The organism is Nocardia sp. GCM10030253, assembly GCF_042675075.1.
Lineage (GTDB): Bacteria > Actinomycetota > Actinomycetes > Mycobacteriales > Mycobacteriaceae > Nocardia.
Genome location: NZ_JBHTDL010000008.1, coordinates 265,350 through 284,651 on the forward strand (window position 1 = coordinate 265,350; position 19,302 = coordinate 284,651).

General features: G+C 68.5%; 12 protein-coding genes. 9 read left to right on the top strand and 3 right to left on the bottom strand.

The window, feature by feature from the left end; all coding sequences use genetic code 11:
- Window positions 1-147 precede the first annotated feature (147 nt).
- Window positions 148-558: a hypothetical protein gene (locus tag ACFQZZ_RS19765; protein WP_378682569.1), complete on the top strand. Its 411-nt coding sequence runs from the start codon at window positions 148-150 to the stop codon at window positions 556-558.
- On the opposite strand, the gene ACFQZZ_RS19770 is transcribed toward ACFQZZ_RS19765, so the two are convergent.
- Complete coding sequence (locus ACFQZZ_RS19770; protein WP_378683157.1) at window positions 515-4,342, bottom strand: ATP-dependent helicase; 3,828 nt, start codon at window positions 4,340-4,342, stop codon at window positions 515-517. The genes ACFQZZ_RS19765 and ACFQZZ_RS19770 overlap by 44 nt on opposite strands.
- 144 nt (window positions 4,343-4,486) lie before the next feature.
- Window positions 4,487-8,203 (bottom strand): ATP-dependent helicase, encoded by a 3,717-nt coding sequence (locus ACFQZZ_RS19775; RefSeq protein ID WP_378683160.1) that lies wholly within the window; start codon window positions 8,201-8,203, stop codon window positions 4,487-4,489.
- 88 nt (window positions 8,204-8,291) lie between these two features.
- Here ACFQZZ_RS19775 and ACFQZZ_RS19780 point away from each other — a divergent pair, with 88 nt between their 5' ends.
- From ACFQZZ_RS19780 to mtnC, 8 genes are all read left to right on the top strand, one after another.
- Complete coding sequence (locus tag ACFQZZ_RS19780; RefSeq protein WP_378682571.1) at window positions 8,292-9,077, top strand: alpha/beta fold hydrolase; 786 nt, start codon at window positions 8,292-8,294, stop codon at window positions 9,075-9,077.
- 5 nt (window positions 9,078-9,082) lie between these two features.
- Window positions 9,083-9,394: an MGMT family protein gene (locus ACFQZZ_RS19785; protein WP_378682574.1), complete on the top strand. Its 312-nt coding sequence runs from the start codon at window positions 9,083-9,085 to the stop codon at window positions 9,392-9,394.
- Between the two features lie 51 nt (window positions 9,395-9,445).
- On the top strand, window positions 9,446-10,204 hold the full coding sequence (locus ACFQZZ_RS19790) for a VOC family protein (protein WP_378682576.1): 759 nt from the start codon (window positions 9,446-9,448) through the stop codon (window positions 10,202-10,204).
- 83 nt (window positions 10,205-10,287) lie between these two features.
- Window positions 10,288-12,087 (top strand): NTP transferase domain-containing protein, encoded by a 1,800-nt coding sequence (locus ACFQZZ_RS19795; protein WP_378682579.1) that lies wholly within the window; start codon window positions 10,288-10,290, stop codon window positions 12,085-12,087.
- A 683-nt stretch (window positions 12,088-12,770) separates the two neighbouring features.
- Entirely contained in the window at window positions 12,771-15,083 is a 2,313-nt protein-coding gene (locus ACFQZZ_RS19800; protein ID WP_378683163.1) for an arylsulfatase, read from the top strand.
- Between the two features lie 175 nt (window positions 15,084-15,258).
- Window positions 15,259-17,058, top strand: coding sequence for an S-methyl-5-thioribose-1-phosphate isomerase (mtnA, locus tag ACFQZZ_RS19805; RefSeq protein ID WP_378682582.1), 1,800 nt, complete (start codon window positions 15,259-15,261; stop codon window positions 17,056-17,058).
- Complete coding sequence (locus ACFQZZ_RS19810; protein ID WP_378682585.1) at window positions 17,055-17,630, top strand: acireductone dioxygenase; 576 nt, start codon at window positions 17,055-17,057, stop codon at window positions 17,628-17,630. Before mtnA ends, ACFQZZ_RS19810 begins: the two co-directional genes overlap by 4 nt.
- Window positions 17,627-18,310, top strand: a complete 684-nt coding sequence (gene mtnC / locus ACFQZZ_RS19815; RefSeq protein ID WP_378682588.1) for an acireductone synthase — start codon at window positions 17,627-17,629, stop codon at window positions 18,308-18,310. Before ACFQZZ_RS19810 ends, mtnC begins: the two co-directional genes overlap by 4 nt.
- A 30-nt stretch (window positions 18,311-18,340) precedes the next feature.
- On the opposite strand, the gene ACFQZZ_RS19820 is transcribed toward mtnC, so the two are convergent.
- On the bottom strand, window positions 18,341-19,288 hold the full coding sequence (locus ACFQZZ_RS19820; RefSeq protein WP_378682591.1) for a hypothetical protein: 948 nt from the start codon (window positions 19,286-19,288) through the stop codon (window positions 18,341-18,343).
- Window positions 19,289-19,302 lie beyond the last annotated feature (14 nt).

Below are 19,302 nucleotides of genomic sequence, written 5' to 3' on the forward strand. Positions count from 1 at the left end.
CCGAGCACCGGACGCACCCAACCTGTCGCTCGCCGAGTTCACTGCCCTCGGCATTGCTTGTCCATCCGGCACAGCACGGGAGCCTACCCGGTTATCGCAATACCGCCCGGTCTCGACGCGAACGGTGGGTGAATGTCAGGGTGGGGCATGGCAGAAAACGCACTCGTCCCCCGTGACACCGGCCGTCGGCCCGCCCTGATGCTCGCGACACTGCTGTTCGGCTCCGGCGTACTGCACTTCGTGTGGCCGAAGCCGTTCGATTCGATCGTGCCGCGTGCGCTGCCCGGCCGGGCCCGCGATTACACCTACGCCTCCGGTGTCGCCGAGCTCACCATCGCCACCGCGCTCGCGCTGCCGCGCACCCGCAGCTTCGGCGGTCGGCTGGCAGCGCTGCTGTTCATCGTCGTGTTCCCGGCGAATGTGCAGATGGCCGCCGACTTGGTGGCCAACCCGAAGACGCCGCAGGCGTTCAAGATCGGGTCGGTGCTTCGACTGCCGTTGCAGCTGCCGCTGATCACTCAGTCGCTGAAGGTGAGTCGACGGGCGCGGCGCTCCTGATCAGCTCGGCCAGCTCGTCGGAGCCGGGCAGCGCGACGGGCGCGATGGTGCGCCCCGAACGTACATAATGGAAAGCGGCGCCGACACGTTCGAGCAGCTCTTGCTCGGTCCCGCCTTCGCGGGCTGCCATCAGCCTGGCCCAGGCCAGCCGGTACACGGCCAATTGCATCGCGACCGCGGGCTCCTCGGCGGGGCTCGGCTCGGCGCCGGTCTTCCAGTCCACCACGATCCAGCCGCCGCCCGGCTCGGCGAATACCGCATCCATCCGGCCGCGGATAACGGTGCCCGCGATGGAGGTTTCGAACGGGATCTCCACCTCGAGCGGGCTGCGGTGCGCCCATGGCGAGTTGAGGAATGCGTCCTGCATCCTGGTCAGTTCCGCGTCTACGCCAGCGTCGGCGGCGCCGTTGTCGGCGGCCCCTGGCAGTTCGTCGAGGCCGAGTAGCCGGTCGGCACCGAACCACCGTTGCACCCAGGCGTGGAACGCGGTGCCGCGGCGCGCCAAAGGGTTCGGCGGGAACGGGAGCGGACGGCGCAGGCGGGCAGCGAGTTTCGCGGGGTCGGCGCGCATCTCGACCAGCGCGGTCGCCGCGATCTGCCCGGGCAGTTCCACTACTCGCGCGATCGCTTGGGCCGCTTCGTGTTCGGCGAGCAAGGCATCGACGTCAGCGGCCCAACCATCGGCGTCGTCGTTCGCGTCGGCCAGGTTCAGATCGTCGGCGTCGGCGCCGTCGGGCGGGGCCGGAGTGTCAGAGGGTCCGCCTACTATCACTGCTGTGTCGTCCGCAGTGTTGTCAGCCTCCATCGCCGGGTGGTGCCGCGCTGAATCGACTGTGGCGGCGGCGGACACCGCCTCGGGTAGCGCGAGCAGTTCTTCGAGAGCCGCGCGGACCAATGCCGCGCCCTGCTCGATGGGGTCGCGACGATTGCCGAGCGGGTCACGGGGCCACTCGGCGGTGGCCGGGTTGTCGGTGAAGGGGTTGACGGCGTCGATCTCCGGCGGGTCGTCCCAGCGGTCGATGTCGACAGCGCCGTTGGCCGGGCTGTCCTGGGACTCGCTGGCGTGTTTGAGTTCGAGCAGAAAGTCCGACGGACCCTTGGGGGTGGTGCCGGTTTCGGCCCAGTGATGCGCCGAAACGAGAAGGACCCGTTCGGTTCTGGTGAGCGCGACGTAGAACAGGCGGCGGTCTTCGTCGAGGCGGCGCCGGTCGAGTGCTTCCTTGTGCGCCTTGATCGCGCGGTCCAGATCGGCACGGTCATAGAGATCGGACAAGTCGAGGACCGGAACGCCTTCGGTGGCGTCGTCCTGTTGGCGATCGCCGCGCAAGGTGGTCGGCAGTTCGGCGAGCGCGCCGAGCCAGCTGCCGGAGGCCGCTCCGGACGGGAACACGCCGCGCGCCACGTGCGGGACCGCGACGATCTCCCATTCCAGACCCTTCGCGGCGTGCACGGTCAGCACCTGTACGCGATCACGGGCCACCTCGACCTCGCCCGGCTCCAATCCGTTCTCCACCGATTCGGCCGCGGCGAGGAAGGCGAGCAATCCGCTCAGTGACGCTCCCGAATCACTGGCATACCCGGCGACCACCTCGGCGAAGGCGTCGAGATGCTCGCGCCCGGCCCCTGCGCCCGCCATCGCCCGCCTGGCCTGGGTCTCGACACCGACCCCGATGGTCCGCTCGACGTCGGCGACCAGTTCGGCCAGCGGCTGGCCGCTGCGTTCGCGCAGTGCCGCGAGTTCCCGGCTCAGCGCGACGATCCGCACGAACCCGGACTCCGAATACTGTTCCTGCGGACCGGGATCGGCGATCGCATCGGCCAAGCCGGCCTGTTCGGATGGTTCCGGCGCCACCTCGCGCAGTGCCGCGGCGAGGGTGGTCGTATCGGTGATGTCGTTCGCATCGCCCGCGGTGAAACGACTGATCGATAGGTCACGGGCCCGGCGCGCGAGCGCCGCGATATCCGCGACACCGATCCGCCAGCGGGCACCGGTGAGCACACGCATCGCCGCACTGCCCGCACCCGGCTCGGCAATCAGCCGCAGCGTGGCGATGATATCGGCGACCTCCGGCGTCGCGAGCAACCCGCCGAGACCGACGATCTCCACCGGGAGACCCTGCTCGCGAAGAGCTTCCGCGAGCGGAGCGGCGTCGGCGTTGCGGCGCACCAGCACCGCCGACGTTGGCGGCGGTTCGTCGGCTGCCCGGCGGACGGCCCACTCGGCGGCAATCCGCGCTGCTACCCAGTCCCGTTCGTCGGCAACGGTTTCGGTCAATGCCAATGCCACGATGCCCGACTCCGCACCGGGTTTCGCCCGCAACGCATCGACGGTTACCCCACCTGCGTCGATCGCGCTACGCCGCAACGGTTCTGCGACCAGATTCGCCAAGGCGAGCGCCTCCGGCGGATTCCGCCAGCTGGTCAGCAGCGGCAGGGTCGGCGCGGGAACACCGGGGGCAGTGGGAAAGTCGGTCGCGAACCGGGGCAGGTTCGCCGCAGAAGCACCGCGCCAGCCATAGATCGACTGCATCGGATCACCGACCGCCGTCACCGCCAACCGCTGCCCGGCCTCGGCAGTGACCGACTCCGCACCTTGGTCCGACCGGCCACCTGGGTCCGGCAGCTGGCTCGGGTGCTGTGGCGGGTCGAAATCCTGTGGCGGGTCGAAATCCGGAGGGGGCTCGAAATCCGGAGGGGGCTCGAAATCCGGAGGCGGTTCGAAGTCAGGGGGCGGACCGAAGTCCGGCGGGAGCTCGAGGTCCGGGGGTGGGTCGATATCCGGAGACTTGGCCTGGCGTGGTGGCTCGACGGAGGTCGGGCGCTTGGTTGTGGTCGAGGGCCGGGCGGGGTGACGGCGCTGCTCGACGGGGGATGCGCCGCCGAACAGTGCGGACAGCAGGACTCGTTGGGCGTGGCCGGTGTCCTGGTATTCGTCGAGCAGGACCAGGCGGAAGCGGGCGCGTTCGGCCGTCGCGACCTCGGGATGTTCGGCGGCAAGGCGGGCGGCGAGGGACATCTGGGCGCCGAAGTCCAAGGCGCCGCGGCGGCGCAGCGCCTCGGCCAGTTGCTGGACCAGCGGCAGGAGTGCCACGCGTTCACGTTGCACCTGAACGATATTCAGCAGTGTCTGGCTCGGACCGCCGCGCTGACGCGGGCCCGCGGGCAGCGTGAATACCAGCTTTTCCAGTTCGGTGTGTGCCTCGGCGAGCTGTTCGGGTTCCACCAGATGTTCGGCGAGCTGTCCGGACAGCGCGAGCACCGCCTCGGTCACCGATACCGGGGTCCGATCGGTGTCCAGGTCACCGTCCCAGTTGCGCACCACCTGATGCGCGAGCTGCCAGAGCTGAGTCTCGGTGAGCAAGGTCGCCGAGGGTTCCACCGGAAGCAACAGGCCGTGTTCGGTAAGCAGCCTGCCCGCATACGAGTGATAGGTACTGATCTCCGGTTCGGCGCCTGCCAACTGTGCGCGCAGTTCGCCGCCGACATCGAGCTCGCGCAACAGCGGCGAGCCCGCGAGTCTGGCCAACCGCGTCCGGATGCGAGAGGTCAACTGCTGGGCGGCTTTTCGGGTGAACGTCAGTCCGAGGACTTCATCGGGCAGCACCAGGCGATTGGCCACCATCCACACCACACGGGCAGCCATCGTCTCGGTCTTACCGGCACCCGCACCCGCCACCACCAGGGTCGGCCCCGGCGGAGCCGCGATCACCGCAGCCTGCTCATCGGTAGGCGGCGGCAGCCCGAGCGCCTCCGCCAGCCGATACGGCGTCACCCTGCTCACGATCGCGCCTCGCACACACTCGACACCACAGCGCCCGAAGCCCCTCCGCCGACAGCCTGATCGCCGCGCTCCCTCACGATTCCGCCCGCGCCGACACCCTGCACCGCACCGAAGGCACTGCGCCTATGACTCGTTCGCTGCACTCCCTCACTCGTCGGTCACCTGCCTCCCGGTGTCCTGGACCGGGCAGCTGCCCGCGACCGAGCAGTGCCTGCAGCCATCGTTGCGCATGGCGAGGTAGCTGGGGCCTCGAGTTGCGGCTGCGGCGTCGTGAATCGTGTCGCGCCACTTGTCGAGCGCCTCGGCATCCAGCGGCAGTTGCATCCGCTGCGTCGCACCCTCCTTACTACTCGGCTTGGCGACATACACCAGCCGAGCCCCACCCGGCTCTCCCATCACGCCACCAGCCGGGCCGGGTTCAACTGCTGCTCTTGGAGTTGCGGTCACGGTGCTGCCAGGCGAAGCTGCGCCACCATGTGGACCTACCGCACTGGCGGGTTCCTCTGCTGCTCTTGGAGTTCCGGTTACGGTGCTGCCACGCGTATCCGCTGACCCACCGGGTTCGTCCGCGGAATTGCCGAGTTCGGCAACATCGAGCATGCTCCAGGATTCCGCGGTTACGCGTCTCGATTCAACTGCGGGACGACTTGGCGCTCCCTTGGTAGGTCCGGATTCTGCGTCTGTGCTCCCTGATTCAGCTTGGCTGCTATCCGATTTGCCCACGGTGGCGTCGAGTGCGCCCATCGCCGCGGCTACCTGATAGGTCGCGAGTTGGGCGTGGTCGGCGGCGGCTTGTTTGGTGACGGGGGACTTGCCTGTTTTCACGTCTACGATCACGAAGCGGCCGAGGCCGTCGCGTTCCAGGCGGTCGACTCGGCCCCGAATTCGGACGGGGCGTTCGTCTTCCGCGCGCGGGGGCAGCACACAGTCGACCGGCACCTCGACGCCGGCCTGGGTGAGCTCGCCTCGGGTGTTACGGACCCAGGCCATGAACGTTTCCAGCATGGCCTCGGTGCGGCGCAACTCCTGGCGGGAGTGCCAACCGGTGCCGGGATCGATAGCCTGCCATGCCTTGTCGAGAGCCCCGCGCACCTGCGCTTCCGGCACCTTCCCGGCAAGCGCCTGGACCAGGGTGTGCACCAGATTGCCTTTGACCGCGTGCGGATTGTCGCCGTCGGTGCCGCCGTGGCGTTCCAATGCCCAGCGCAACGGACAGGTACGCAGCAGCTCGACGGTGGACGGGGACAGCGCAACGGCGGCGGCGTCGTCGTCCCACAGCGACCGTGACGAGCTGAGATCGGCTGTGCCGTACCAGTCTTCGGGGTGGGTGCCGCGGATGCCCGCACTCGCCAGCCGGGCCAGCTGATGGGCGGCGCGGCGCCTGCGTTCCGGGTCCGCCTCGGAATCGCAGACCACGCCGCGCATTTCGGCGACCAGGGAGTGCATCACAAGGGCACGGCCGGGATCGGCGACCGGCAGTGCGCCGGGTTCGCCGTCGTCGTCGTGTCCCAGCAGTTCGGCGAGGAAACGAGACGGCACAAGATCGCGGTCACCTGACACCGATTCCACCGCGGTGACCAGCAGCGATTGCCGAGCTCTGCTGCATGCCACCAGCAGTAGCCTGCGCTCCTCCGCCAGGATCGGGGCCGCGCGGCTCACCCTTTCCCCGGCATCGATGATTCCCGCGGTGAGGTCGACCAGGTCCTCATTGCCGAGCAGGGTGCCGCGCGGGCGTGGATTGGGCCAGATGCCCTCCTGCACAGCGGCGACCGCGACCACATCCCATTCCCGGCCCGCCGCCGCGTGCGCACTGAGCAACGCGACCGCGGCACCAGGCGTGGTCAGCGACGTTGTGTCATGCGGAATCTCCTGTTGAAGAAGGTATTCGACGAATCCCTCGACGCTGGCGCGCGGCAGCCGGTCGACATACGCGGCGGCAGCGTCGAAAAGACCGACCACGGCGTCGAGATCCCGATCGGCCTGCATCCCGACCGCGCCACCGCGTTCGGACTGCGCAACCCAGCGGCGCTCCAGTCGCGACCCGGTCCACAGCGCCCACATCACGTCCTCGAGCCCCGCACCCTTGCGGCGGGCCGTTCGCGCCCGATCCAACGCGTCGAGCACCCGGCGCAGCGGCGCCGCCTCCACGTCGGTGAGCCGCTCCATGATCTCGCGGTCGGCAACGCCGATCAGCAGATCGCGCAGCACCTCCGCCGAGGACTGATCGAGCAGAGCACCGGCGTCATCGACATGCCGTTCAGAATCGCCAGCGTCCCGTATGGACTTCGATCCATTCCGCTGGGACTCCAGCACACTACGTCGAATACCACGCCGCAGCCTGCGCAAGCTGATCTGGTCGGCACCGCCGAGCGGGCCTGCGACCAGGTCGAGCGCATCCTCGTCGACGAACATCGGCTCGGTTGTCGGCGGGGCGGCGCGCTGCGCCCGCTCGCTCGCGATTACCGCGCGCAGGGCCAGCAGCATCCAGGCCGCGCCGCGCCGCCGCGCCAGCGGCGCATCGAGCGCGGGCTGCTGCACCGGCACCCCGGCCGCGAGCAGCGCGCGACGCAGCGGTGCGAGTGACAGCGGCACCGAACGCACGATCACCGCCATGCGCGACCACGGCACTCCCGCGGTGAGATGGGCGCGGCGCAAATAGTCGGCGATCAGGGCGGCTTCCTTGGCCGGGGTGGCGAGCACCCGCACCCGCACCGCGGTACCGTCGTCCTCCGGTTCGGCTGCCCGTTCGGGCAGCGAAAACCGTTGCGGTGCACTGCCGGGCAACTTGGCCGCGACCCTGGCGACCGCCAGCTCCACCTGACCGCCCGATCGGTGGTTGTCACGCAGAATGATTCGCTGCCCATCAGGAGCATCGAGGTCGGCGACGAACCGCGTATCCGCGCCGCGGAAGGTGAAGATGCCCTGATCCGGATCGCCTGCGACCACCGCGGTCTGCGCGGCATTGCCGATCACCCGAATCAGCAGCGCGGCTTGCGGATCCAGGTGCTGGGCGTCATCGACCAGTAGGTATCGGATCCGGGATCGTTCCGTGGCAAGCAGATTCGCGTCGCCCGCCAAGGCGTCCAGTGCGGCACCGACGAGTTCGGCGGCATCCAGTGCGGGCGCGGTTGCCTCGGGCGCCTCCACCCCCACCGACCAGCGCAGCAGCATCGCCTGCTCGTACCGCACCGCGAACTTGCCCGCCGCCACCCACTCCGGCCGTGCATGCTCGCGACCGAGGCGGACCAGATCCTCTGGCCCGAGTCCGCGCTCGGTGGCCCGCAGCATGAGATCACGCAACTGCTCGGCGAACCCGCCGAGACTCAGTGCGGGCTGCAGCCGTTCGGGCCACAATCCGCTCGCCCCCTCCGCGATGTCGATCAGGTCACCGCGCAGCATCTCGCGCAGCACGGCATCCTGCTCGGCACCGGTCAGCAAACGCGGCGGGGGGTTGCCGTGCGCCGTGGCGTGCCTGCGCAATACCGAGAAGGCGTAGGAGTGCAACGTGCGCACCAGCGGCTCCCGCGTAGCGCCGGGCACGCCCGGTTCGGTGTCGGGTCCCGACCCGGTCAGCCGGGCGGTGATGGCATCGCGCAGCGCGCTCGCCGCCTGCTTCGAATGGGTCAGCACCAGCACCGATTCCGGATCGGCTCCCGCGGAGATCCGATCGGCTGCCAGATCGATCAGCAGGGTTGTCTTGCCCGTGCCCGGCCCGCCGAGCACCTGCCACGGCCGCCATCCAGGGCGGATCGGGCCGATCGCGGCCTGGGCGTCGAACAGCGCGCGGACATCGGCACCCCAGGCCCGCGGCCGGGGTGCCGCCACGTTTCGGCGAACAAGTCGCACCGCGCTATCCGATCGCACCACGCGGGCTATTGCAACAGACGCGTCCGACACGCCACGCGCCGCTCCGGGTCGACTCGCGCTGCGACGGGTTTCGATACCCGTCAAAATGGACTCCGTGTCCCCTCTTCATGTCTACCGATTCGGGCCGGCGAACGGGCCGATCGTGCTGGCTTTGCACGGCGTCACCGGCCACGGCAAACGCTGGGAAGCCATCGCGACCGAGCACCTGCCCGATGTTCGAATAATCGCTCCTGACCTGCGAGGACACGGCCGTTCTACCGCGCTGCCGCCGTGGAACTTCGAGGCCATCGTCGAGGATCTCGCCGAGCTGCTCGCCGCGGAAACCGACGAACCCGTTGTGGTGGTAGGGCACTCGTTCGGTGGCGCGTGTGCGCTGCATCTCGTCGATAGCCATCCGCACTTGGCGCGCAAGTTGGTGCTGCTCGACTCGGCCATCGCGCTGGAACCGGAACGGCTCATGGACATCGCGCAGTCCACCCTCGCCTCGCCGGACTACGACAATGTCGCGCACGCTCGTCAGGACAAGGTGGCGACGGGCTGGAGTGAGGTGGAACCGCGCCTGCTCGAGGCGGAACTGGCCGAGCATCTGATGCCGACCGCCGACGGCCGCGTCGGCTGGCGGATCAGCCTGCCCGCCATCAATTCCTACTGGGGTCAGCTGGCCCGCCACTTCGTGCTGCCGCCGAGCGACCTGCCGACCGTGCTGGTGCAGGCCATGAAGGTAGTACCGCCATTCGTGACGCCGGAGTTCCGTGCCGCCCTGATCGAGCGCCTCGGCGACAATCTGACACAGCTGGAGTGGGACTGTGATCACATGGTCGCCCAGATCCGTCCCGCCGAGACCGCTGCGCTGATCCGATCGGTGCTCTGAGCGCGATGGCCACCTCGGATGCCCAGGTCGAGCTGGTCCGCGCACTGGTCGCGACGATCCCGCTCGGCCGGGTGGCCACCTACGGCGACATAGCCGCGGCGGCCGGTCTTTCCACGCCGCGTACGGTCGGCTGGATCATGCGCACCGACGCCGCCGATCTGCCCTGGCATCGGGTGATCGGGGCGGGCGGCAAGCCGGCGGCGCATCTGGCCGATCGCCAGCTGCGGCTGCTGGCGGAGGAGGGTGTCACGATCCGTGACGGGCGGGTCGACCTGCGCGCCGCGCGTTTCCCCTTCCCCGAAACACCGGACCGGTAGCACCGCGCAATCCCGTCACACCGCCCACGCTCGACGGTTACCGTTGAAGTTATGTCCACCCGCCTGGCGTGTGTCGTGTTCGATGCAGACCGCCCGCGGTTCGTCGCGGACTTCTGGGCCGAGTTGCTCGGCTGGGGCGTGACCGTGGACCGTACCGACGAAGTCGACGTGGCGGCACCCGACCCCGACGGCCTCGATTTGGCCCTGACGTTCCTCCCTGCGGCGCGCGCGAAGCACGGGAAGAACCGTATCCACCTCGACCTTGCCACTCGCTCCCTCGACCACCAGCGCGTGCAGGTCGATCGGGCGCTGGCGCTCGGTGCACGACACATCGACATCGGTCAGGGGGCGGTGTCGTGGGTGGTGCTCGCCGATCCGGAGGGCAACGAGTTCTGTGTGCTGGAGCCAAGGGAGGAGTACGTGGACACCGGCGCGGTCGCCGCCATCGTCGTCGACACGCACGACCCGGTGCGGCTGGCAGAGTTCTGGTCCGCCGCGTCCGGGTGGCCGGTCGAGCACGTCGGCGAGCAGGCGGCCGGATTACGGTCGGCGACCGGCCTCGGCTCCTGGCTGGAGTTCGTGCGCACCCCTGACGCGAAGTGCGGGCGCAATCGACTACACCTGGATCTGGCCTCATTCCCCACCGACGACCAGGCCGGCGAAGTCGCCCGACTGCGTGCGGCGGGCGCGACCCCGGTCGCGCCTCACAGAGTCGGTGGCGCGCCGGGGCAGGTGCTCGCCGATCCGGAGACCAACGAGTTCTGCCTGCTCCGACCTGCCTCGAACTACTCGGACTACTCGACCGTCTGATTCACCACGCCTGCCTGGGCGGATGTACGGCGTCGACGAATTAGCATGTCGGCCATGTTGTTCCTCGCTCCAGGTACCGGCTTGTGACGGCCGCCGACGCGATCATCCTCGCGGGCGGACGCGCCAGCCGCATGGGCGGCGTCGACAAACCCGCCATCGTGATCGGCGGACGATCCATGCTCGACGCGGCCGTGGCCGCCGTCGCAGGCTGTGTGCGCACCGTCGTCGTCGGGCCACATCGGCCAGAGTTGGACGCGGAGATCCGGCAGGTGCGGGAAGTCCCGCCCGGGTCGGGTCCGGTGGCGGCGGTCGATGCGGGCCTGCGGGCGCTCACTGCTGCCGCGTCCCCGCTCGTGGTGGTGCTCGCGGCGGACATGCCGTTCCTGACCGACGCGGTGGTAGTCGAATTGATCAGGCACGCAAACGAATCCGGCGCGGACGCGGTGTTCGCCGCCGACGAGTCCGGGCGGCCACAGTATCTGACCGGAGTGTGGCGACGGTCCGCGCTCGCCGCGGCAATCGCGAAGTTGGATTCGCCGGTCAATCAACCGATGAAAGCGCTGGTGCCGACCGACACGGTGACCGTCGCAATGCCGGGGATTGCCGATGTCGACACCGATGAGCATGTGCAGCGGGCACAGACGGCGGCGCGGATGGCGGAAGGCGGCGCGGGATCGCCCGCACCGACCTCGGCCGTTGCCGCGCCGGGCCGCGATCGCCCCGCGTTGACCCTCGACGAGGCGCGAAACACGCTGCGCGCCCATCTCTCTCCACTGACCGTGTATCGGGCCGACCTCCGCTCCGTACGCGGGGCCGCGCTCGCCGCGCCGCTGTCGGCCATGGGACCACTGCCACGCTTCGATGTATCGGCCATGGACGGGTACGCGGTCGCCGGTGACGGTCCGTGGCGCTTGCGCCGCGATATCGGCTTCGCCGGTGGGCAGCGCCCGGTCGGCTTGCTGACCGGTGAGGCCGTGCGTATCGCCACCGGCGCGCACGTGCCCGACGGCACCACCCACGTCGTGCGCGACGAGTTCGCCAGGGTCGAGGCGGACAAGACCCTGTACCGGCTGCCAGACACTCCGCTGCGCGACGACATCCGCCGCAGTGGCGAGGACCGCACGCGCGGTGATCTGATCGCGCCCGAGGGCACCCTCGTCAACGCGACCCTGATCTCCGCCGCCGCCAGCGTGGAAACGACCGAGGCTCTGGTCCGCGGCCCGGTCCGCGCGCGCATCGTCATGACCGGCGACGAAATCCGCAGCAGGGGCCCCCTGCACGCCGGGCAGACCCGCGACTCCATCGGCCCGGTCCTACCGGACATGTTGTCCTGGTATGGAATTCACACCATTGCCCGTGTCCACCTGCGCGACACTCCGAATGGTTTCGATGAAGTCCTCACGGCCGCGTCCGATTGCGACGTCCTGGTCATAGTCGGCGCCACCGGCGGCGGCGCCGCTGACCAGCTTCGCAGCGCACTGACCCGCGCGAACGCCCGGATCCTCGTGCCACGGCTGCGCCTGCGCCCCGGCGGCTCTACCGTCGTCGCGGAGCTTCGGACCGGCACCGCCGTCCTCGGCCTGCCTGGCAACCCCTTCGCCGCCGTCGCCACCCTGATGGCGCTGGCACCCGCCCTCGTCAACGGCCGTACCGGCAGCCTCCCACCGCGCGCACTGATCGGCCCCCTGCGCAACGCCTCCGAGATCGCGGGCCCGGTCCCCCGTATCGTCCCCGCCCGCATCACCGAGAACGGCGGCTGGCACGGCGACGCCCACATCCGCACCACCCATCTCGGCGGCCTGATCGACCGTGACGGTTTGGTCATCGTCCCCGCCGAAGCCACCGACGGTGACCGGGTCGAATTCCTGCCCCTGCAGACCTGACTCCGGCCGCCCATTTCCGCCCATTTTCGCGGCAATCGCACTGAATCGCCGGACACATTCGCATTTTTCCTTCCACGAATGGCGCATGCTCGCTATTGTGTGGTGGTTAGGCGAACATTAATCACCCGGAAAGGACCGAGTGGAGATGGCTGAAAAGTCGAAGAAGACGCCTAAGAAAATGCCCAAGGAAATGCCTAGGCAGCAGCAACAGCAGCGCCAGGATCAAAGCCGAGCAGGCGGGAATGCCGAGGGCCAGAGGTTGAGCCCCGAACAGCAGCAACGCCTGAACGACGAACGGCGCGCGGAGCGGCGACCCGGGCAACACTGATCCAAGTCCTGTAAAACAGGTCGCCTGTTCCTGCATTTGCAGGAACAGGCGACCCGTTTATTTTGCGGATGAATTCCCGCGCTACGCACCGTACGTAACAGCGATACGGAATCGACGTCGACGGAACGCCGTGCGACCGTCGGATCCGGAGTGGGCACCGCATCGAGAAATCGCAGCGTGTAATCCTCGCGCGGGCGAGTGAAAACGTCTGCAACCGGTCCGGTTTCGACGACAGATCCCCGGCGCAGCACCACGACTCGGTCGGCCACTCTTCAACGACATAGCCCAAGCACCGGTTCGGCGCACCGTGCGCGAAATACTGGTGACCTGGCATTGCCCGACTTTGACTGGAATGATGACTGTTCCATCCCATGCCCGCGGTTACGAATCCTTCTCCGGTTCGATCGGCCGCACCACCGCCGATTCGACACCCGAATGGACCTATTCGCCCACCGCACCGGCCGGCGCCCCCAACATCATCGTGGTGCTGGTCGACGACATGGGATACAGCGATATCGGCCCGTTCGGCTCCGAGATCGAGACGCCGACGCTGGACCGGCTGGCCGCCAACGGGGTTCGGCTCACGAACTACCACACCACCCCGCTGTGCTCGCCGTCGCGCGCGGCGCTGCTGACCGGAATCAACTCCCACCGTGCCGGATTCGGCTTCGTTGCCAATGCTGATCCTGGATACCCCGGCCTGCGTTTGGAGCTGGCCGACGATGTGCTGACACTGCCGGAGATACTGCGTGGCAACGGTTACGCAACCTACGCGGTCGGCAAGTGGCACCTGGTGCGCGACGCCACGATGAACCCTGCCGCACACCGGGATTCGTGGCCGACCCAGCGCGGCTTCGACCGCTACTACGGCTCACTCGAGGGGCTCAACTCCTTCTACTACCCCAACCAATTGGTGTCGGACTCGTCCGTCGTCGATGTCGAGCGGTATCCGGAGGGCTATTACCTGACCGACGACCTGACCGACAAGGCCATCGGCTACCTCAAGGATCTGCGCGCCCACGATTCGGCCAAGCCCTTCTTTCTGTACTTCGCGCACGTCGCCATGCACGGCCCGTTGCAGGCAAAGCCCGAGGACCTGGCCAAGTACCGCGGCCGCTACGCCGAAGGCTGGGACCGACTGCGACAGAACCGGTTTGCCGCTCAGCTCGCGCAGGGCCTGTTCCCTGAGGGCACACAACAGAAGGCACGCAACACCGAGCCGGGATACGAGGCGGCGGAGTGGGATTCGCTCGGCGCCGAGGAGCAGCGCCGCTTCGCCAGGTATATGGAGGTGTACGCGGGCATGGTCGACAGCATCGACCAGAGCCTCGGCCGCATTCTCGACGTGGTCGAGCAGCTCGATGAGCTCGACAACACCATCGTCGTGTTCACCTCGGACAACGGCGGCACCGCCGAAGGCGGACCGGAGGGCACCCGTACCTATTTCGCGGAGTTCGCGCACATCGACGATCCGGATTGGGTCGGCGATGTTCCGCACGACGAGGAACTGATCGGCACCGCCCGGCTCGGCGTGCACTACCCGCGCGGCTGGGGCCAAGCCTCCAACACACCGTTCCGGTTCTACAAGGGCCAGACCTTCGCGGGTGGTGTCCGGGTGCCGCTCATCGTGTCCTGGCCGAAGGGATTGCCGCGCACCGATGCCGACAGCGGCATCCGGCAGGAATACGCCTACGTCACCGATCTGGCGCCGACCCTGCTCGACCTGGCCGGCCTGCAACGGCCGAGCGTGCGCAATGGCCTGCCCGCCAAGGAGTTCGACGGTATCTCCGCCGCCGACGTACTCCGCGACCCGCAGGCCCGCAGCACACACACTGAGCAGTACTCGGAGATGACCGGGCATCGCGGCTTCTACCGTGACGGCTGGAAGCTGTTGTCGCTGCACGAACGCGGCGACGATGTCGACGCCCCCAATTGGCAGCTGTTCGACGTGCGCACCGACCCGACCGAGCTGCACGACCTTTCGGACCAGTTCCCGGAAAAAGCCGCCGAACTCGCGCGGGCGTGGGACGAATCGGCGTGGGCCAATACGGTTTTCCCGCTGCTGACCCGCCAGGATCTGGCCCGCAGGCGGCCAGAGGAGTCCCGCTTCGCCGAGCCACTGCGATTGCTGCCGGGTACACCGACCCTGGAGCGCTATCGATCGCAGCGCCTGATCGCCTACCGAGACTTCGCCATCACCGCCGAGCTCAGCGGCTACCGTCCCGGCGATGAGGGCGTCCTGGTGGCGCACGGCGATCCGCTCGGCGGCTACCTGCTCTACATCGAAGACGGCTGGGTCACCTTCGGGGTGAACAGCTACGGCAACTACGCCACGGTGTCGGCGGGCCCGCTGGACGACGACACCCGCCGAATCACCGTCGCCGCGGTGGCGCGCCCACACCTGCGCTGGGATTTCAGCGTCGGCATCAACGGCGACCGCGTCGGTGAACTGCGCGATCAGGTACAGCTGGTCGGTATGGCCCCATGGACCGGTATCTCAGTCGGTGTCGACGCCCGCGGCCCGGTCTCCTGGGACCTGCGCGAACGCCGCGGTCCGTTCCGCTACTCCGGCGAGCTGCGTTCGGTGACCTACACCCCCGGCCCGATCCGCGTCCCCGAGGCCACCATCGAGGCGGTGGAACGCGAGGCGGAATTCATCGCTGAGTAGGCACTTTGCCGACAGAGCCTGGTATGGCTCGAGGGGCGTAGGACCGAACTACGACCCCATCGAGCGGGCGGCGAAGCTGCGGGCGCGGGCGTGAGTCGATTTTTCGGCACCGTCCCCGGTCGGATACCGTTGACCAGGCACAACGGCCCTCTTGACGACTAGAAGGACGCACCTGATGGACGACAGTTCCCTCATCTGGGACGACGGTGCGCTGGTCACCATCGACCAGCGCGGGCTGCCGCACGAGGTACGGGAGCTGCGGCTCACGACGGTCGATCAGATCATCGACGCCATCCGGGTGCTTGCCATCCGCGGTGCTCCCGCAATCGGGATCGCGGGGGCGTTCGGGGTGGTTATCGCCACTGCCGCGAACACGGCCGACGGCGTGGTCGATGTGGCGCGCGTCGAAGCCGACGCCGAGCGCATCACGGCAACCAGGCCCACCGCGGTCAACCTGGCCTGGGCGGTGCGCAGGGTCACGGCCCAGGTGCCGCTGGGTGCGGACGCGGTGCTCGCGGAGACGCTGGCCATCCTCGCCGAGGACGGCCGGGTCAACCGTGCCGCCGCGACGAACGCCGCCGATCTGGTGCAAGAGCTCTGCCCGGATCGCCCGCTGCGGGTGCTGACCCACTGCAACACCGGCAGGCTCGCGACGAGCGCCTTCGGCACCGCGATCGGCACGCTTCGGGTGCTGTTCGAGCGCGACGCGATCGAGGACGTCCTGGTCGACGAGACCCGTCCACTGCTACAGGGTGCGCGCCTGACGGCGTGGGAGCTGGCCGAGGCAGGCATCCCACATCGCCTCACCATCGACTCCGCGGCGGCCTGGGCGATGGCCACCGGTCAGGTCGATTGCGTCCTTGTCGGCGCCGATCGCGTCACGGTCAACGGCGACGTCGCGAACAAGATCGGTACCTACGCCCTTGCGCTCGCCGCCCGCCATCACGGCATACCGTTCATCGTCGTAGCCCCCGAGTCCACCCGCGACCCGAATATGGCGACCGGTGACGACATCGTCGTGGAACAGCGAGCCGCCGCCGAGGTCACCGGATTCGGCGGTGTCCCAACAGCTCCCGAGGGCACCGAGGTTTTCAACCCGGCCTTCGACGTCACCCCCGCCGACCTGGTGACGGCCGTGGTGACCGAACTCGGCGTCGTCCATCGAGCGGCCACCGTCGACGCCGACAGCGATCCCGTCGCCACACCCGCCGAGACGAGCATGCGCGCCGTGGATCGCGTCGCAGCTCGAGACCCGGCCATCGCGATCGCGAGCATCGCACGCGAGCTGTATCAGCGCGGCTGGATGCCTGGCACCGCGGGCAATATCTCGGTGCGGATCGGGGAGGCCGCGGTGATCACCGGCAGCGGCCTGTCGAAAGGCGAATTGTCCGAGCGCGACATGGTGACGGTCCGCGTGCTGGATTCGGCTCCAGCGCCCCAGCAGCAGCGGAAACCGTCGGCGGAGACCACCATTCACACCGCTGTCTACCGAACGACCGCCGCCGCTGCGGTTGTTCACATCCATCCGCCGTACGCGACAACCCTTTCGACGCAGACGGGTTCTCCGGACGAGGTGACCACCCTGCGAATTGCCGACTTCGAACTCATCAAGGGACTCGGCGGCGCCGACCCGGCGGCCATCGATATCCCGGTGTTCCCCAATTGGCCCGATGTTGCCGGCATCGGTACCGACATCGAGCGGTACCTGTCCGAGAACCCCACCGCACCACCGGTATTGAGTATCGCGGGCCACGGCATCACCACCTGGGGAGACAATCTTTCCCAGGCACGTGACCGCGCCGAATGCCTGGAGGCATTGTGCGAACTGGTGATCCGTACCGGTCGACGGCAGGCGTTCGCCACTGGCGACTGCTCACAGGTCGCTCGAAATGACACCGCTGGCGACTGCTCGCAGGTCGCTCGAAATGACACAGCCCGCTCACGTGACGAGATCCTCGAGATTGGATTGACATGACGCTTTTGCAGGTGATGGCCGCCGACAATGCCGACAAGGTACTGCTGCGGACCACGGACGACGCGGTGATCGCCGCGCAATTGGCCGACCGCGGAATCGCTTTCGACCGATGGCCGGTGGTGGACAACGCCGCCGGCACTGCCTCGGATGTGCTGCTGGCCGAGTACGCCGACCGGGTCGCCGAGCTCAATGTCGCCGGCCGCTACCGGCACATCGACATCGCCCGCATCCACCCCGACGATGCGAACCCGCAGTGGCCGCAGATCGCGAAGGGCGCCCGCGAGAAGTTCCTCAACGAACACCGGCACGCCGAGGACGAGGTGCGCTTCTTCGCAGGCGGTCGCGGGTGTTTCTACCTGCACCTCGACGATGCGGTGCTGGCCGTGGTCTGTGAAGGCGGCGACCTGCTCTCGGTGCCCGCGGGCACCCTGCACTGGTTCGATATGGGCACTCGCCCCGATTTCATCGCCATCCGCTTCTTCGAGGAAGAAGACGGCTGGGTCGGCGATTTCACCGGTGACCGCATCAGCGAAGGTTTCCCGACGCTCGACCAGCTGCTCACCGCGCCGTGATCGCCTCGGTCGTCGTCGATATCGAAGGCACCACCAGCCCGACCAGCTCGGTGCGCGAGGACCTTTACGGCTACACCAGGGCCCGGCTCCCCGAGTGGCTGGCCGAAAATCGCACGGACGCGGCCATTCCCATCGTCGCGGCGACCAGGGAACTGGCCGAGCGACCCGACGCGGGCGAGGCCGAGGTCGCCGCGATTCTGCGCGACTGGCTCGGCTCGGATGTCAAGGCCGAGCCGCTCAAGGCCGCCCAGGGACTGATCTGTCACGAAGGCTTCCGCTCCGGCGCCCTGCACGGCGAATTCTTCCCCGACGTCGCGCCCGCGCTCGCCGCGTGGCGCGCCGCCGGGATCAACCTCTACGTGTACTCGTCGGGATCGGTACGCAACCAACAAGATTGGTTCACCTTCGCCCGCGGCGGTGAGCTCGCCTCGCTGATCGGCGGCTACTTCGATCTGTCCACCGCGGGGCCGAAGCGGGAATCCTCGTCCTACGAGAAGATCGCGGGCGCGATCGGCACGCCCGCCGAGCGCATCCTGTTCCTGTCCGACCACCCGGACGAACTCGATGCCGCCGTCGCGGCGGGCTGGTCGGCGATCGGCGTCCATCGCCCCGGCGAGCCGAATCCGCCGCGTCCACCACACCGCTGGATCGACTCGTTCGCCGAAATCCAGCTCCGCTGAGCCATTTCCGGCCCCGCTGAACCAGCGCGCTCAGCCGCCGGAAATGCCGATCTGGGTGCGCACCGCGCCGAGGTGGCCGTGCTGGACGGAGGCGAAGATACGGCGCGCGTGCACCGCGATGGGACTGGTCGACCAAGGCGCGAGCGCGGTGGTGTACATCAGCTCACACCAGGACATGGCGGGGACGTCGCCCGCGGCAAGCGTTGCGATGAGCGACATTTCGGTGTCGTGGCCCGCCCATGCGGCGAGCAGCCAAGCCGCGTCGAGGCGGCCGAGGAACTCATCGGCGTCCTCCGGCGGACCGTGCGGAGTATCGACCGCGAGATGGACGACGGCGGCGATAGCGTGCCGCATCCTGGCGTCCAGACCGACGGCGTCGTGCAGCAGCAACGCCTCCAGCGCGGCGCGCAGCTCTACGCCGGGGTCGATCGGCGGGTTGTCGGCCATCGAAGCGGTAGCGCGCGAACTGCGAATCATCGGATAGGTCTCCTTCGAGTCGGTATCGAGTTGTGTGGTTGCGATGACCGAGCGGAGCGCGCACGACTCGAGCAGACGCGGTCTGCTGTCCTCGACCAAGCTGACCAGCGCACCCGGGTTCCAGTCCAGCCTGCCGAAGGCCAGGCACCAGTCCAGCGCCGGATTGTCCTCGGCTACCACCACATCCAGCGCAAGTCCCGATATCGACGCGGCGCAAGCCAGCGTGACGGCGTCCACGTCGGGTTCGGTGATGGTCAGATGCAGGGTCGCCTCGTCGTGTCCCGCGTCGGCGCGGGCTCGGCCCGCCAACCAGACAGCGCGGGCGGCCGCGGCCATCGCCCCAGCCCGGCGGTCACCGTGCGGATGATCTGCGTCGCTGTCGAGGAAGGGGCCGTACCAGAGCGCGCGGCCCTCGTCACCGCACACCGCGAAGGTGCCGTTGGAGCAGTCCGCGGCCGCGGCCAGCGTGATATGGGGTACCAGTTGGATCTCATTCGCCATGAAACACTCACTCC

Bases quoted from the DNA above. Each gene is read 5' to 3' on its own strand.
- mtnA (WP_378682582.1), top strand. From the start codon at position 15,259: ATGGACGACAGTTCCCTCATCTGGGACGACGGTGCGCTGGTCACCATC.
- ACFQZZ_RS19820 (WP_378682591.1), bottom strand. From the start codon at position 19,288: ATGGCGAATGAGATCCAACTGGTACCCCATATCACGCTGGCCGCGGCC.
- ACFQZZ_RS19800 (WP_378683163.1), top strand. From the start codon at position 12,771: ATGACTGTTCCATCCCATGCCCGCGGTTACGAATCCTTCTCCGGTTCG.
- ACFQZZ_RS19765 (WP_378682569.1), top strand. From the start codon at position 148: ATGGCAGAAAACGCACTCGTCCCCCGTGACACCGGCCGTCGGCCCGCC.
- ACFQZZ_RS19785 (WP_378682574.1), top strand. From the start codon at position 9,083: ATGGCCACCTCGGATGCCCAGGTCGAGCTGGTCCGCGCACTGGTCGCG.
- ACFQZZ_RS19780 (WP_378682571.1), top strand. From the start codon at position 8,292: ATGGACTCCGTGTCCCCTCTTCATGTCTACCGATTCGGGCCGGCGAAC.
- ACFQZZ_RS19790 (WP_378682576.1), top strand. From the start codon at position 9,446: ATGTCCACCCGCCTGGCGTGTGTCGTGTTCGATGCAGACCGCCCGCGG.
- ACFQZZ_RS19810 (WP_378682585.1), top strand. From the start codon at position 17,055: ATGACGCTTTTGCAGGTGATGGCCGCCGACAATGCCGACAAGGTACTG.